The sequence below is a fragment of the Embleya sp. NPDC050154 genome (genome assembly GCF_044460165.1).
In the GTDB taxonomy this organism is placed as follows: domain Bacteria; phylum Actinomycetota; class Actinomycetes; order Streptomycetales; family Streptomycetaceae; genus Embleya.
The window spans coordinates 101,317-114,885 of record NZ_JBITJP010000008.1 but is presented as its reverse complement, the minus strand read 5'-3'; the positions used below and the strand labels follow the sequence as shown (position 1 = coordinate 114,885).

The window sequence follows — 13,569 nt, the reverse complement described above, 5'->3', positions numbered from 1 at the left end:
GGTGGGGGAGCGGGTTTCCGGTCACCGGAAGGCGAGGACGCCCGGCGTGTCCGCGATGGGCGACCCTGGGCGAATCGGTACGGCGGCGTGAGGAGCGGGCGGATGCGGACACGGGTCGCGATCATCGGTGCGGGGCCGGCGGGACTGCTCCTGTCGCAACTGCTGCACAACCGCGGGATCGACTCGGTGCTGCTGGAGGCGCGCGATCGGGAGTACTGCGAGCAGCGCCAGCGCGCGGGCATGCTGGAGCAGGCCACGGTCGACGTGTTGCGCGAGGCCGGCGCGGCGGATCGGCTGGAGCGCGAGGGGCTCGTGCATCACGGGATACACCTGCGCTTCGCCGGCGAGAACCGGCACATCGACTTCCCGAGTCGGACCGGTGGCAGGTCGGTGACGGTCTACGGGCAGACCGAGATCGTCAAGGACCTGATCGCCAAGCGGTTGGACGAGGGCGCGCGGCTGTACTTCGACGCGCCGGTGACCGCGATCGAGGGCATCGACGGCGACGCGCCGCGGATCCGGTTCGTCCGGGACGGGGTCGAGGAGACCCTCGACTGCGACTTCGTCGCGGGTTGCGACGGGTTCCACGGGGTCTCGCGGCCGGCGATACCGGCCGACGTGCTCAGGACCTACGAGCGGACCTACCCGTTCGCGTGGCTCGGTGTGCTGGCGGACGTCGCGCCGTCCACCGACGACCTGATCTACGCGTACAGCGAGCGCGGCTTCGCGCTGCACAGCATGCGGTCGGCGCGGGTGAGCCGGCTCTACCTCCAGGTGGACCCGGACGCGGACCTCGCCGACTGGCCGGACGAGCGGATCTGGGCGGAGCTGCGGGAGCGGTTGGCGCTGCCGGGGTGGAAGCTCGACGAGGGGCCGATCAGCGATCGGGGCATCACGCCGATGCGGAGCTTCGTGGCCGAGCCGATGAGTTTCGGGCGGCTGTTCCTGGCGGGCGACGCGGCGCACATCGTGCCGCCCACGGGGGCCAAGGGGTTGAACCTGGCGATGGCGGATGTACGGGTGCTGGCGGACGCGTTCGGGCGGTGGTTCGAGAGCGGGGCGCGGGAGGGGTTGGACGCGTACAGCGAGACGTGTCTGCGGCGGGTGTGGCGGGCGGAGCACTTCTCCTACTGGATGACCACGTTGTTGCACCACGATTCGGGCGCGAGCGCGTTTGATCGGCGGGCGCAGGTTGCGCACCTTCGGTATGTGGCGGATTCGTCGGCGGCGATGGACTCGCTGGCGGAGAACTATGTCGGGTACACGTGGGCCCAGTGAGCCGGGTTCGCCTCATGCGCTGGCGGGGCTACTTGGCCTCATGCGCTGGCCGGGCTGAGTTGGCCTCATGCGTCGGCCCGGCTACTTGGCCTCAAGCGCCGGCCGGGCTGGTTCGCCTCAAGCGCCGGCGGGGCTGATTGGCCTCATGCGCTGGCCGGGCTGAGTTGGCCTCATGCGCCGGCCGGGCTGAGTTGGCCTCAAGCGCCGGCCCGGCTACTTGGCCTCATGCGCCGGCCGGGCTGGTTCGCCTCAAGCGCCGGCGGGGCTGATTGGCCTCAAACGCCGGCCGGGCTGGTTCGCCTCATGTGCCGGCCGGGCCTGGGGTTTGAGTGGTGGTGGGTGGGTGTGCGAACGCCGGCCGGGGTGGCCGGCCGGCGTTCGGGGGTGTGGGGTCAGACGCTTACGCCGAAGTCCTTGGCGATGCCGGCGAGGCCGGAGGCGTAGCCCTGGCCGAGGGCGCGGAACTTCCAGTCGGTGCCCGCGCGGTAGAGCTCGCCGAAGAGCATCGCGGTCTCGGTGGAGGCGTCCTCGGAAAGGTCGTAGCGCGCGAGTTCGACGTTGTCGGCGGCGTTCAGCACGCGGATGAACGCGTTCCGGACCTGGCCGAACGACTGCTTGCGGTTGTCCGCGTCGTAGACCGAGACCGGGAAGACGACCTTGTCGACGTCCGCGGGCAGTTGCGCGAGGTTGACCTTGATCTGCTCGTCGTCGCCCTCGCCCTCGCCGGTGCGGTTGTCGCCGGTGTGCTCGACGGTGCCGTCCGGGGTCTTCATGTTGTTGAAGAACACGAAGTGCTGGTCGGAGTAGACCTTGCCGGCCGCGTTGACCACGATCGCGCTCGCGTCGAGGTCGAAGTCCTCGCCCGTGGTCGTGCGCAGGTCCCAGCCGAGGCCGACGACGACCGCGGTCAGGCCAGGGGCCTCCTTGGTCAGGGAGACGTTTCCGCCCTTGCTCAGGCTCACGGCCATGGGTGTTTCCTTCCAGAGGATGTATGACGTCGCGGACGACGCTACTGCTACTGATCCGGACGTGCAGCAGGCACGCCTAAGTTCCCGAACACGCCGAAAGGGGCCGTCAAGGTGGCGGTGATCACGGGGCGGAAGTCGGCACGAGGTTATTGACGGTTCGTCAGTTCCGCCGTTCAATGGCGAACACAAACAGGGATATGACTATTAGTCATATCCAGCTTTCGACCTCTGGGGGCTGCCATGTCCAGCGCAACGACGCCGTCGGCCGGGATCGATCAGGCGCGGATGCGCCAGGTCATGGGCCACTTCGCCACCGGCGTCACGGTGGTCACGGCGATCGACGACGACGTCCCCGTGGGCATGGCCTGCCAGTCGTTCACGTCGTTGTCGCTGGAACCGGCGTACATCTCGATCGCCCCCGCGCTCACCTCGACCACCTATCCCCGGATCCGCGCGGCCGGCCGGTTCGTGGTCAACATCCTGGCCGAGGACCAGCAGGACGTGTGCCGCGCGATGGGTCGCAGCGGCGGCGACAAGTTCGCGGGCGTCGACTGGACGCCCGCCGGCAACGGCGCGCCCCGCCTGGCCGGCGCGGTCGCCTGGATCGAGTGCGACATCGCGCACGAACTCCCCGGGGGCGACCACGTGATCGTGATCGGCGCGGTCACCACCCTGGACCTGCCGCGCGACACCGCCCCGCTGATGTTCCACAAGGGTCGGTACGCGCGCCTGATCGCCGGCTAGCCGTACCCGCCGGACAGTCGACCGCTCGGCCGGCCGCGCTCACCGGCCGGCGTCGGGCAGCAGCCCGTCCGCCATGGCCACCGTGACGGCGGCGGTGCGGTCGTCGACGCCGAGCTTGTTGAACGTGCGCAGCAGGTGCGTCTTGACCGTGGCTTCGCCGATGTACAACTGCCGCCCGATCTCGGCATTGGTCATCCCGCGCGCGACCAGCCCGAGCACCTGCGTCTCGCGCGGGCTCAGCGGGTCGCGGACCGGCGTCTTCAGCCGGGTGACCAGCTTGGCGGCCACGGGCGGCGCGAGCACGGTCTCACCCCGCGCGGCGGCCCGGACGGCGGCGGCCAACTCCACCCGAGGGGTGTCCTTGAGTAGATAGCCGGTCGCGCCCGCCTCGACCGCGCGCACGATGTCGGCGTCGGTGTCGTACGTGGTCAGGACCAACACGTGGACCCCGGGCAACTCGCGGACGATACGCCGGGTCGCGGCGACCCCGTCGGTGCCGGGCATCCGCAGGTCCATCAGCACCACGTCGGGTCGCAGTTCGGCGGCCCGGTCCACGGCCTGGGCGCCGTCCTCGACGGAACCGACCACCTCGAAGTCGGACTCGGCCGCGAGCATGCCCGCCAGACCCTCCCGGACCACCGGATGGTCGTCGGCGATGAGCAGCCGGATCACCGAGGTACCTCCACCCGTACGGTCGTGCCCCGGCCGGGCGCCGAGACCACCTCGACCTCGCCGCCGACCTGTGCGAGCCGCGCCCGCATTCCGGGAAGACCGTATCCCCCCTTTCCCGGTCCGGGGTCGAAGCCCCGCCCGTCGTCCACCACGGTCAGCCGGGTGGCGAACGGACGATAGGCCAGTTCCACCGCCACGGAAGCGGCCTCGGCGTGCTTGCGGACGTTGGCCAGGGACTCCTGAAGCACCCGGACCAGCACCACCTGGACCGTGGAGGACAGCTCGTGCTCGGCGCCGGTGACGGTGAACGTCGCGGCCACGTCCAACTCCTCGCCGAGTCCGGCGACCGTACGACCGAGCACGTCGGCGATCGGCTCGGCCCGGTCCGTGCCCTGCGCCGGCCCCTGGGCGGCGACCAGCGCGCGTGCCTCGGCCAGGTTGTCCCGGGCCACCCGCTCGGCCAGTTCCAACCGCTTGCGGGTGGCGGCGGCGTCCGAGTCCACGGTGATCCCGGCGGCCTGCAGCAACATCAGGATGCTGGTGAAGCCCTGCGCGAGGGTGTCGTGGATCTCGCGCGCCATGCGCTCGCGCTCGACCCGCACGCCCGCCTCGTGGTGCGTCTCGGCCAGTTCGGCCCGGGTCGCCTCCAACTCGCGCAACAACCGGCCGCGCTCCTGCACCTTGTCGGCGAGCCAGTTGATCAGCCGGGCCATCAGATAGCTGAACGCGAGCACGATCGCCATCTCGACCAGGATGCCGACCACCCTGCCGTGCTCCCAGTGCGCCTGCCGGGCCTGGAGCGCGCCGTTCATCCCGAAGAGGTAGACGCTCGCCAGCATGGCCGGGAGCATTTTGTCGATGAACGTGAAGGTCAGCGGCACGAGCACGTACATCAGCCCGATGCCGTCGGGATCGACCAGGCTGAGCGCGGTCACCCCGGCGTAGGCGAGCACCAGGTGGGCCCGGCCGCGCCGGTCCCAGCCGGTCGGATCGATGCCGGGCGGGAGCATCACCCAGAACGACACCGGCAGCACCACGAGCACCGCGATGCACCACGGCGGGCGCTCCGCGCCGAACTCGGCGGCGGTGATCGCGGCGAGCGCGATGTACGCGTAGCGATAGGCGGTGAGCAGCTTGCCGCCGAAGAGGGCCTCCTCCTCGTCGGGCAGGACGGAGGCGGGCTTGTCCGACGCGCCCGCCGCACCGATCGCACCCGCCCCGCCGGTCGCATCCGTGGGGTTCACCGTGTTCACCGTTCGTTCCCGCTCCACTCGAAGGTCCGGATCCACACGACCAAGGCGATCACACCCCACGCGGCCAGGACCAGCGCCACCCGACCGGGTTCCCAGGTGCCGGCCGGTTCGACCGCCCGGAAGTCGTCGGGCAGGAACACCGAGCGCATTCCCTGGGTGAGCCACTTGAGCGGGAACAGCGCGGCGAACCGCTGGACACCGTCGGGCAGCTCGTCGAAGGGCACGAAGACTCCGGAGACGAACTGGAGCGCGGTGAAGGGCAGGATGATCAGCGCGCCGTTGGCCCCCTTTCGCATCAGCCCGCTCGCCGCGAGCCCGAGCAGCGTGGCCACGGTCACCCCCAGGACGAACACCCACGCGAAGGTCAGCCACCGCGAGGGGTCGTGCGGAAGGGTCAGATCCAGCCACGAGACGCCGACCACGAGCAGCACCGCGACCTGGGTCAGGCTGACCAGGAACACCTGGACGATCTTGCCGAGCAGATAGGCCGCCGGCGGCATAGGCGTCCCGCGCAAGCGCTTGAGCGTGCCGTCGTGTCGCTCGGCGGCGACCGAGAGCGCCAGCCCCTGGAAGCCGGCCGAGACGATGCCGACCGCGATCATCCCGGCCGCGTGCAGTCGGCTCTCGGATACGTTCGTGCCCTCCACGGTGCCGCCGCCGATGACGCCCAGCAGCACCAGCAGCAGGACCGGCATCCCGAAGGTCACCGCCATCTGTTCGCGCTGCCGGGCGAACTGCCTGAGCTCCAGACGGGAGCGCTCCACAACGATCGCCGACATCGACATCACGCGGCTCCGATCAGGTCGAGGTAGACGTCCTCGAGCGAGGGGCGGGTGACGGTCAGCTCCGGTACCTCGCCGCCGTAGCGCGCGGCCAGCCGGGCCACGTCGGCGGTCGGTTCGGCGCTCTCCACCGTGTGCGTGCCCTCCGCGTCGCGCCAGCGCAGCACCGCGCGGGCCAGATGCCGGCCGCCGAGCCGCTCGGGCGAGTCCACATCCACGATCCGGCCGTCCCGGATCACCGCGACCCGGTCCGCGAGGTGCTCCGCCTCGTCCAGGTAGTGCGTGGTCAGCAGGATCGTCGTGCCGGCGTCGCGCAGGCTCGCGATCAGCGACCAGAACCGGCGACGCGCCTGCGGATCGAACCCGGTGGTCGGCTCGTCCAGGAACAGCAGCTCGGGTCGGCCCACGATGCCCAGCGCGACGTCGAGCCGGCGCCGTTGACCACCGGAGAGGGCACCCGCGCGGGTGTCCCGCCGGTCGGTCAGCCCGACCGCCTCGATCAGCTCGTCGACATCGCGCGGCCTCGGGTAGTAGCACGCGAAGTGCCGCACGCTCTCCCGCACGGTCAGCCCGGAGACGTCCGCCGACTCCTGGAGCACGATGCCGATCCGGGCCCGCCAGCGCACGCCCGCGCTCGCCGGATCACAGCCCAGGACGTCGACCTCGCCCGCGTCGCGCGAGCGGTGGCCCTCCAGGATCTCGGTCGTGGTGGTCTTGCCCGCGCCGTTCGGGCCGAGCAGCGCGAGGATCTCGCCTGTGCGCACGTCCAGATCGAGCCCGTCCACCGCCGGTCGCCCGCGATAGCTCCGGCGCAACCCCCGCACCGTGATCGCCGCTTCGCCGCGCCCTCGGGCCGGGTCCGTTCGCTGAATCGTCATGGCTCGACGATCTCGGGTGCGGGGTGGGCGCCGGGACGTACGAACGACGGACGCGGCCTGTCCATCGAACGGTGGACAGGCGGCGCGCGATCGGGCGGGTACGGTCTCGCGGGACAAGCTTCAACCGACCCGGGCGGGCTCGACCCGGCCGGAACTCGCCGGCGCCGGCGAAGCGTCCTCGACCGCCGGTCGTGGATCCGGCATGCGCAGCGCGCACAACAACGCGAGCACCATCAACCCCGCGGCGCCGGCGAACACGACATCCCCGCCGGTGACGAACGCACGTACCGCGTCCACGTGCTCGGCCGGCGCCAGGTGCGCGATCGCGGAAACGGCGGTGGCCGAGGCGGAGCAGGCCTTCGCGCAGTCGGCCGACGGGCCGGCGGGCTTTTGTCCGGGCAGGCGTGAGCCGTACCGCGCGGGCGGGTGTGCATCGTGCCGAGCTGCGGATGTGATTCCTGCCGCAGTCCACGGCAATCGGCCGGTGGCACCATGGCAGGACCGGGGGAGTCGCTCGTGAAGGGATTTCGGATGACTGTGCAGTCGCAGGCGGCGGCGGATCGGAACCCGACCGGAGGGCCGGAGGCCGCGCTCTTCGATCCCACCGCGGCCGCGCCGCCCCTGGTCGACGTGGCCCGCTTCGGCTTCGAGGGACCGCTCGCCGCGACCGCCGCCGCGTGGTCCGAGGACGCGGTCTACTGGGAGTACACGAAGGCGGCCAATCCGATCGGCGCCGGCTACACGACGCCCGTTCCGGTGGAGCGCTTTCCGGCCGAGTTGCACACCGGCGGCGAGACCCGGGTGGTCCCGCTCGACTTGGCCGAGCCGATGCGGATCGCGGGCGGTCCGGCGACCAGCCCGGCGCTGCTGGCCAACTTCGTCCGGATCAACGCGGGCGACCGATTCGCGGTGCGGCCGAACGCGACGTCGCAGCTCTACTACGTGATGTACGGCCGGGGCATGTCGCTGGTCGGCGGGCAGGCGGTGGAGTGGGAGAAGGGCGACTTCCTGGTCCTGCCGGACCTGGGCGAGATCACCCATCACGCCGCACAGGACGCGGTGCTCTATTGGGTGCACGACGAGCCATTGCTGCGCTATCTCGGCGTCACCCCGAACCGGGCCCGGTTCCGGCCGACCAAGTTCTCCCGGCATCGCGCGGTCGAGGAACTCACCCGGATCGCCGAGGCGCCCGGTGCCAACGCCAAGAACCGGGTCAGCGTGCTCCTGAACACGATCGACCAGGACCAGACGCTGACCGTCACGCACACCCTGTGGGCGATGTTCGGCCTGCTCCCGGTGGACCAGATCCAGCGCCCGCACCGGCACCAGTCGGTTGCCCTGGACCTGATTCTGGACTGCGAGCCGGGCTGCTTCACGCTGCTCGGCGACCGGTTGGACGAGCGCGGCGAGATCCTCGACCCGCAGCGGGTGGACTGGGAGCCGGGCGGCGCGTTCGTCACGCCGCCCGGCAAGTGGCACGCCCACCACAACGAGTCCGGCAGCCCCGCGCACCTGATCCCGATCCAGGACGCGGGGCTGCAGACCTACCTGCGCAGCCTGGACATCCGCTTCAGCGACCGACGGTAGGGCGGGCGGGCAGGCGACCGGGACCGGGGCCGGAGGGTACGGCTTCCGGCTACCGGTCGGTTGCGTTCCGGTCGAGGTTGCGGCGGAGGAATTCGCCGGTCAACGAGTGTTCGGCGAGCAGGAGTTGTTCGGGGGTGCCCTCGAAGACCACCGTGCCGCCGTGCTTGCCGCCGTCCGGGCCCAGGTCGATCACCCAGTCCGCGCGGCCGACCACGTCCAGGTTGTGCTCGATCACCAGGAGCGTGTTGCCGCCGTCCACCAGCCGGTCCAACAGCGCGATCACGGTGTCCACGTCGGACATGTGCAGGCCCGTGGTCGGCTCGTCCAGCACATAGACACTGCCGGTCTTGTGCAACTCGCCTGCCAGCTTGAGCCGTTGCCGCTCGCCGCCGGAGAGCGTGCTGAGCGGCTGGCCCAGCGTGACGTAGCCCAGGCCGACCTCGACGAGCGCGGCCAGGTGGGGCCGGACCCGCTTCTCGGTGAAGAACTCGTGCGCGTCCTCGACGGTGAGCGCCAGCACGTCGATGATCGACTTGCCGCGCAGCGGGTACTCCAGCACCTTGTCGTCGAAGCGGCGGCCTTCGCAGCGCTCGCAGATCGTGGTCACCGGGTCCATGAAAGCCATCTCCACGGTGACCGACCCGCGTCCCTGGCAGGCCTGGCAGGCGCCCGCCGAATTGAAGCTGAACAGGCCCGGCTTCTCCCCGCTCGCCTTCGCGAACAGGGCCCGGATCGGGTCCATGATCCCGATGTGACTGGCGGGAGTGGAGCGGGAGTTGGCCGCGATCGCGGCCTGGTCGATGACGATCGTGCCGGGGTGCGCGGCGGTGAACACCTCGGACACCAGGGTGCTCTTGCCGGAGCCCGCGACGCCGGTGAACACGGTCAGTACGCCGGTGGGGATGTCCACGTCGACGTGCTTGAGGTTGTGCAGATCCGCGCCGCGCACCGGGATGTGCCCGGTGGGGCTGCGGTAGTCGGTCTTGACCACCGTGCCCCGGTTCAGGAAGCGGCCGGTGAGCGTATCCGACTCGATCAGTTCCTTGACCGTGCCCGCGAAGACCAGTTCGCCGCCGTGCGACCCGGCGTGCGGGCCCATGTCGATCACATGGTCGGCGACCGCGATCACGTCCGGGTCGTGCTCGACGACCAGCACGCTGTTGCCCTTGTCCCGCAGTGCGACCAGGAGTTCGTTCAGGCGGTGCACGTCGCGCGGGTGCAGGCCGACGCTGGGCTCGTCGAAGATGTAGGTCATGCCGGTGAGGCTGGAGCCCAGGTGGCGGACCATCTTGAGCCGCTGCCCCTCGCCGCCGGACAACGTCGAGGTCTCCCGGTCCAGGCTGAGGTAGGACAGGCCGATGTCGACGATCCGCCGCAGCGCCGCGGAGGCCGCCGCGGCGACCGGGCCGCCGATCGGGTCCTCGATCCGGGCCAACACCTCGATCAGTTCGCCCACTTCGAGCGCGCAGTAGTCGGCGATATTGAGTCCGTGGATGCGCGCGGCGAGTACGGCCGGGTTCAGGCGGGCGCCGGCGCAGTCCGGGCACGGCCCCTCGGTCAGGTAGGTTTCCACCGTCTCACGGGTCTTGGCGCTGAGCGAGGACGTGTCGCGGTTGAGGTAGAGCCGGTCGAAGCGGGTGTACAGGCCCTCGAAGGTCACGTTGGCCGTGCCGTCCGGGGTGACCCACTTGAACTTGATCACCCGATCCGGGTCGCCTCGGGTGAGCAGCGCGAACTCGGCGTCGGTGTAGTCGGCGATCGGCTTGTCGTTGTCGAACAGGCCGGATGCCTGGTAGAGCCCGACGGCCAGCAGGCCGAGCAGGAACGCGCCGTCGTTGATCGACTTGGACCGATCCAGCAGGCGGGTGTAGTCGGCCCGTACGGTCCGACCGATGCCGTCGCATGTGGTGCACATGCCGCCGGGGTCGTTGAACGAGTACATTCCGGGCGTGCCGGCCGAGGGCTCGGCGACGCGGGAGAACAGCACCCGCAGGAGCGGGTTGATGTCGGTCATCGTGCCGACCGTCGAGCGCGAGTTGGACCCGATCGGCTTCTGGTCCACCACGATGGCCGGGGACACGTTCTCGATCGCGTCGGCGTGCGGGCGCTCGTAGCGGGGCAGGAACTTGCGCTCGAACGCCGAGAAGGTCTCGTTGAGTTGCCGCTTCGACTCGACGGCGACGGTGTCGAAGACGATCGAGGACTTGCCGGATCCGGACGGACCGGTGAAGACGACGATCCGGTTCTTCGGGATGCGCAGCGAGACGTCCTTGAGGTTGTTTTCGCGCGCGCCGGTGATGACGATGTCGTTGATCATGCGGCTCCGTAGCTCTTCGGCTCTTCGATGGCGGACCACGGCGGGTGTCCGGATCGGACCGGACCGCGTAGGTGCGGGTGGGGAGGGGACGCGGCCGGGTCCGGCAGACTACGGGATGGCACCGACAACGCGGGTGGCCGACCGGTGGGGGCGGGCTGACGGCGTGCGGTGGGGCGACCGCGTTCGGTGGGGCGACAGAGCCGGGTGAAGCGGCGGAGCCGGGCGGCGGCCGGCCACCCGAGGACTCATCCGGATCGTGGCGAGATCGGTCGGGCAACGCGTTCCTTCGAGCCGGCCGCCGAACCCGGGCGGGCCGTAATGAGCCTGAGGGTCCCTCGTCTCGGCGCGAGAACGGAACCCGATGTCCTGAGGTTTCGTCACTTTCCATATGACGAGGGGGATTCCGTCGCGCGGGCAGGTTGGGGAGCCACCGCGCAACGATGAATCGGGGGGCTTGTCCTTCCACGTGTTGGGGCCGACCCGCGTTTTGGGCCCCGACGGGAGCGAGTTGAACATCGGGCCGAGGCGGCAACGGGAGTTGTTGACCCTGCTGTTGCTGCGGCCCGGAGTGGCGGTGCCGATGGACCGGCTGGCCGAGGAGCTGTGGAACGGGCGCCCGCCGCCCGGCGCGCGATCCACGTTGCACGCGTATCTTTCCGGCCTGCGCCGGGTGTTGGAACCGGGGCGGCGGGCGCCCTTTCGGATATTGACTACGCGCGATGACTCCTACGCCCTGGAGGTGCCGGTCGGGGGGCTGGACACCGGCCGGTGGCGTCGGCTGGCCGAGGCGGCGCGTGCCGCGAGTGCGGCGGGGGCGTACGGCCGGGCCGACGAACTCTTCGGTGCGGCGGTGGCGTTGTGGTCGGGCGACCCGTTCGCCGAGTTGGTCGATCACGAGGTGGCCCAGGCCGAACGGGCGCGGCTGGCCGAGGAGCGCGCGGGCCTGTCGGAGGAGGCGGCCGAGTGCCGACTCGCGCTCGGCGCGCACGCGTCGGTGATCGGCGACCTGATGGTGTTGGTCCGGGAGTATCCGCTGCGCGAGCGGCCGAGGGCGCAACTGGCCCTGGCGCTGTACCGATCGGGCCGACAGGCGGAGGCGCTGGCGGTCTTGGAGGCCGGTAGGCGGTTGTGCGCGGAGGAGTTGGGCCTGGATCCGGGGCCTCGGCTGCGCGAACTCCAGGCCGCGATCCTGCGACAGGATCCGGCGCTGGCCGGACCCGAGCGGAGACCGGCGGCCTCGGTGTGCCGGGGCCGACGCGGAGTCGTCGTCGGACGACTGCGCGTCCCTTGCCCACACCGGGATTCGTCGCACCGGCGCTGGTAGCGGCTGGGCGGGGCGCCGATCCGGCGCCCCGCCACACCGTGCCCTGCCCACGGCGGTGGTTCGGTCCATGGCGCTCCCGGCGCATCATCGATGCCCACCGCCACGGCACCCACCGTGCCCTGCGACCGCCCGGCAAGGACAACCCGCCGAACCCGACCTCCCTCTTTTCGGCCCGTCGCCGGCCGCCGCCCCCGTGTCGCCCACACCGGTGATCATCACAGTGCTCATCGGCCGATGACAGGCACCCAGGCATCCACAGGTCAGCCCATCCGGGCCCGGGTTCCACATGCGCCGAAGCAGACGCCGCCCCGTCCAGCAGCGCCACTGTGGCGCCGGACGCCGCGTCACAGACCACCACTGGCCCTGTGCCCGGACTCGGCTGGATCCCGGCAAGTTGGAGGAATCGGCCTCCGCGCACCCGAGCGCACTGATCCCCAGGTTTCATGCACAGCCTGTGGACAGTCCCGTCTCCCGTCTACCCGGCCGCCGCGTCCCCTCGGCGAGAGCTTCCAGCGCCTGATACACGGACTCCGTGAACTCCCGATGGATCTCGCGTTCGCGCCGTCTGGAATCGCTGTCCAAGACGATCCACTTCGCCCGCCCGAGATCGTCCGGCCCGGCCCCGAGCAGTAGCCGGGTCAGCAAGATCGCGTCGATCGGCTCGAGACCCCGCGCGGCCAGAACGCGCTGCACCTCGTCCATCCCCGTCCCGGCGGCCATCGCCGCCCGACACTCGTCCAACAGTCTGGTCAAACGGGTGACCCGCTCCGGCTCGAAACCACTGGGAAACACTGCCGCCCCGCTCCGTCGTCTTCCGCCGAACCCGCCCGTGCGCCCGTCCGAGACCCACCGTAAAACCCGACCCCGATCACCCCGTCACACTTTCTCCACCCCCTCCGTCATGGAAGCAGGAGCCCATCGGGGCCCCACCCAGACCGGGAACCGAAGCCCGGCCCGCACAACGGGAGCTGTCATGACGAAGTCGATTCTGGTCACCGGTGGTACGGGCACGCTGGGCCGCCTGGTCGTCCCGCTGCTGCGGGACGCGGGCCACCGGATCCGGGTGCTCAGCCGCACCGGCGGTGGTCCGGCCGCGGAAGGCGTCGAGTACGTGACCGCCGACCTGCTCGAGAACAAGGGCGTCGAAGCGGCGGTGGCCGGCACGGACACCGTGTTGCACCTGGCCGGCGGCCCCAAGGGTGACGACGAGGCCACCCGCAATCTGGTCCGGGCCGCGAAGGACGCCGACGTACGGCACCTCGTCTACATCTCGGTGATCGGCGCCGACCGCGTCCCGCTCGGCTACTTCAAGGCCAAGCTCGGCGCCGAGCAGGCGGTGGCCGAGTCGGGTCTGCCGTGGACCACGCTGCGCGCCGCCCAGTTCCACGACCTGATGCTGACCGCCGTGGACAAGATGACCAAGCTGCCGGTGGTGCCGGTGCCGGGCGGGGTCCGGCTCCAGCCGGTCGACCCGCGCGACGTGGCCCAGCGGCTGGTCGAGTTGACGCTCGGCGAGCCGGCAGGTCTGGTGCGGGACCTGGCCGGCCCGAAGGTGTACGGGATGCGCGAGCTGAGCCGCAGCTACCTGCAGGCACGCGGCCGGCGTCGGCCGATGATGCCGGTGCGCTTCCCGGGAAAGGCCGGTCGGGCGTACCGCGCCGGCGAGAACCTGACCCTGGAAGGCGGCACGGTCGGCACCCGCACCTGGGAGGACTTCCTCACCGAGCGTGTGAGCGCGAACGCGAAGTAGTCCGTGGCCGGGCTCA

At 70.9% G+C, this 13,569-nt stretch carries 13 protein-coding genes; 5 read left to right on the top strand and 8 right to left on the bottom strand.

Going from position 1 to position 13,569, the window contains the following annotated elements:
• Positions 1 to 102: 102 nt before the first annotated feature.
• Complete coding sequence (locus tag ACIBSV_RS18695; RefSeq protein WP_395864266.1) at positions 103 to 1,278, top strand: 4-hydroxybenzoate 3-monooxygenase; 1,176 nt, start codon at positions 103 to 105, stop codon at positions 1,276 to 1,278.
• A gap of 392 nt (positions 1,279 to 1,670) precedes the next feature.
• On the opposite strand, the gene ACIBSV_RS18690 is transcribed toward ACIBSV_RS18695, so the two are convergent.
• The gene (locus ACIBSV_RS18690) at positions 1,671 to 2,246 is read right to left on the bottom strand and encodes a TerD family protein (protein ID WP_395864264.1); all 576 of its coding nucleotides are present in this window, start codon (positions 2,244 to 2,246) and stop codon (positions 1,671 to 1,673) included.
• A 240-nt stretch (positions 2,247 to 2,486) separates the two neighbouring features.
• On the opposite strand from ACIBSV_RS18690, the gene ACIBSV_RS18685 reads away from it, so the two are divergent.
• Positions 2,487 to 2,990: a flavin reductase family protein gene (locus ACIBSV_RS18685; RefSeq protein ID WP_395864262.1), complete on the top strand. Its 504-nt coding sequence runs from the start codon at positions 2,487 to 2,489 to the stop codon at positions 2,988 to 2,990.
• Between the two features lie 39 nt (positions 2,991 to 3,029).
• Here ACIBSV_RS18685 and ACIBSV_RS18680 read toward each other — a convergent pair whose 3' ends face one another.
• The 5 genes from ACIBSV_RS18680 to ACIBSV_RS18660 form a co-directional block, all read right to left on the bottom strand.
• A complete protein-coding gene (locus ACIBSV_RS18680) occupies positions 3,030 to 3,662 on the bottom strand; it encodes a response regulator (RefSeq protein ID WP_395864260.1) in 633 nt (210 codons plus the stop codon).
• Positions 3,659 to 4,906: a sensor histidine kinase gene (locus ACIBSV_RS18675; protein ID WP_395864258.1), complete on the bottom strand. Its 1,248-nt coding sequence runs from the start codon at positions 4,904 to 4,906 to the stop codon at positions 3,659 to 3,661. Before ACIBSV_RS18675 ends, ACIBSV_RS18680 begins: the two co-directional genes overlap by 4 nt.
• 5 nt (positions 4,907 to 4,911) lie before the next feature.
• On the bottom strand, positions 4,912 to 5,694 hold the full coding sequence (locus ACIBSV_RS18670; protein ID WP_395864256.1) for an ABC transporter permease: 783 nt from the start codon (positions 5,692 to 5,694) through the stop codon (positions 4,912 to 4,914).
• A gap of 5 nt (positions 5,695 to 5,699) precedes the next feature.
• A complete protein-coding gene (locus tag ACIBSV_RS18665) occupies positions 5,700 to 6,575 on the bottom strand; it encodes an ABC transporter ATP-binding protein (protein ID WP_395864254.1) in 876 nt (291 codons plus the stop codon).
• 120 nt (positions 6,576 to 6,695) lie between these two features.
• Positions 6,696 to 6,872, bottom strand: a complete 177-nt coding sequence (locus ACIBSV_RS18660) for a hypothetical protein (protein ID WP_395864252.1) — start codon at positions 6,870 to 6,872, stop codon at positions 6,696 to 6,698.
• A gap of 234 nt (positions 6,873 to 7,106) precedes the next feature.
• Here ACIBSV_RS18660 and ACIBSV_RS18655 point away from each other — a divergent pair, with 234 nt between their 5' ends.
• On the top strand, positions 7,107 to 8,162 hold the full coding sequence (locus ACIBSV_RS18655) for a cupin (RefSeq protein WP_395864250.1): 1,056 nt from the start codon (positions 7,107 to 7,109) through the stop codon (positions 8,160 to 8,162).
• Between the two features lie 49 nt (positions 8,163 to 8,211).
• Here the strand turns inward: ACIBSV_RS18655 and ACIBSV_RS18650 are convergent, their stop codons facing one another.
• Positions 8,212 to 10,479, bottom strand: coding sequence for an ATP-binding cassette domain-containing protein (locus tag ACIBSV_RS18650; RefSeq protein ID WP_395864248.1), 2,268 nt, complete (start codon positions 10,477 to 10,479; stop codon positions 8,212 to 8,214).
• A 454-nt stretch (positions 10,480 to 10,933) separates the two neighbouring features.
• Between ACIBSV_RS18650 and ACIBSV_RS18645 the strand changes: the two genes are divergently transcribed.
• Positions 10,934 to 11,803 carry a BTAD domain-containing putative transcriptional regulator gene (locus ACIBSV_RS18645; protein WP_395864246.1) on the top strand — a complete coding sequence of 290 codons (870 nt, stop codon included), beginning with the start codon at positions 10,934 to 10,936 and terminating at the stop codon, positions 11,801 to 11,803.
• A 441-nt stretch (positions 11,804 to 12,244) separates the two neighbouring features.
• Here the strand turns inward: ACIBSV_RS18645 and ACIBSV_RS18640 are convergent, their stop codons facing one another.
• Positions 12,245 to 12,505, bottom strand: a complete 261-nt coding sequence (locus ACIBSV_RS18640) for a hypothetical protein (RefSeq protein WP_395864245.1) — start codon at positions 12,503 to 12,505, stop codon at positions 12,245 to 12,247.
• 271 nt (positions 12,506 to 12,776) lie between these two features.
• On the opposite strand from ACIBSV_RS18640, the gene ACIBSV_RS18635 reads away from it, so the two are divergent.
• Positions 12,777 to 13,553 (top strand): SDR family oxidoreductase, encoded by a 777-nt coding sequence (locus ACIBSV_RS18635; protein ID WP_395864243.1) that lies wholly within the window; start codon positions 12,777 to 12,779, stop codon positions 13,551 to 13,553.
• Positions 13,554 to 13,569: the final 16 nt, after the last annotated feature.

Excerpts from the sequence above, each read along its gene's own strand:
- ACIBSV_RS18685 (WP_395864262.1), top strand. The coding sequence starts at position 2,487 with ATGTCCAGCGCAACGACGCCGTCGGCCGGGATCGATCAGGCGCGGATG.
- ACIBSV_RS18695 (WP_395864266.1), top strand. The coding sequence starts at position 103 with ATGCGGACACGGGTCGCGATCATCGGTGCGGGGCCGGCGGGACTGCTC.
- ACIBSV_RS18655 (WP_395864250.1), top strand. The coding sequence starts at position 7,107 with ATGACTGTGCAGTCGCAGGCGGCGGCGGATCGGAACCCGACCGGAGGG.
- ACIBSV_RS18690 (WP_395864264.1), bottom strand. The coding sequence starts at position 2,246 with ATGGCCGTGAGCCTGAGCAAGGGCGGAAACGTCTCCCTGACCAAGGAG.
- ACIBSV_RS18650 (WP_395864248.1), bottom strand. The coding sequence starts at position 10,479 with ATGATCAACGACATCGTCATCACCGGCGCGCGCGAAAACAACCTCAAG.
- ACIBSV_RS18670 (WP_395864256.1), bottom strand. The coding sequence starts at position 5,694 with ATGTCGGCGATCGTTGTGGAGCGCTCCCGTCTGGAGCTCAGGCAGTTC.
- ACIBSV_RS18640 (WP_395864245.1), bottom strand. The coding sequence starts at position 12,505 with ATGGACGAGGTGCAGCGCGTTCTGGCCGCGCGGGGTCTCGAGCCGATC.
- ACIBSV_RS18665 (WP_395864254.1), bottom strand. The coding sequence starts at position 6,575 with ATGACGATTCAGCGAACGGACCCGGCCCGAGGGCGCGGCGAAGCGGCG.
- ACIBSV_RS18635 (WP_395864243.1), top strand. The coding sequence starts at position 12,777 with ATGACGAAGTCGATTCTGGTCACCGGTGGTACGGGCACGCTGGGCCGC.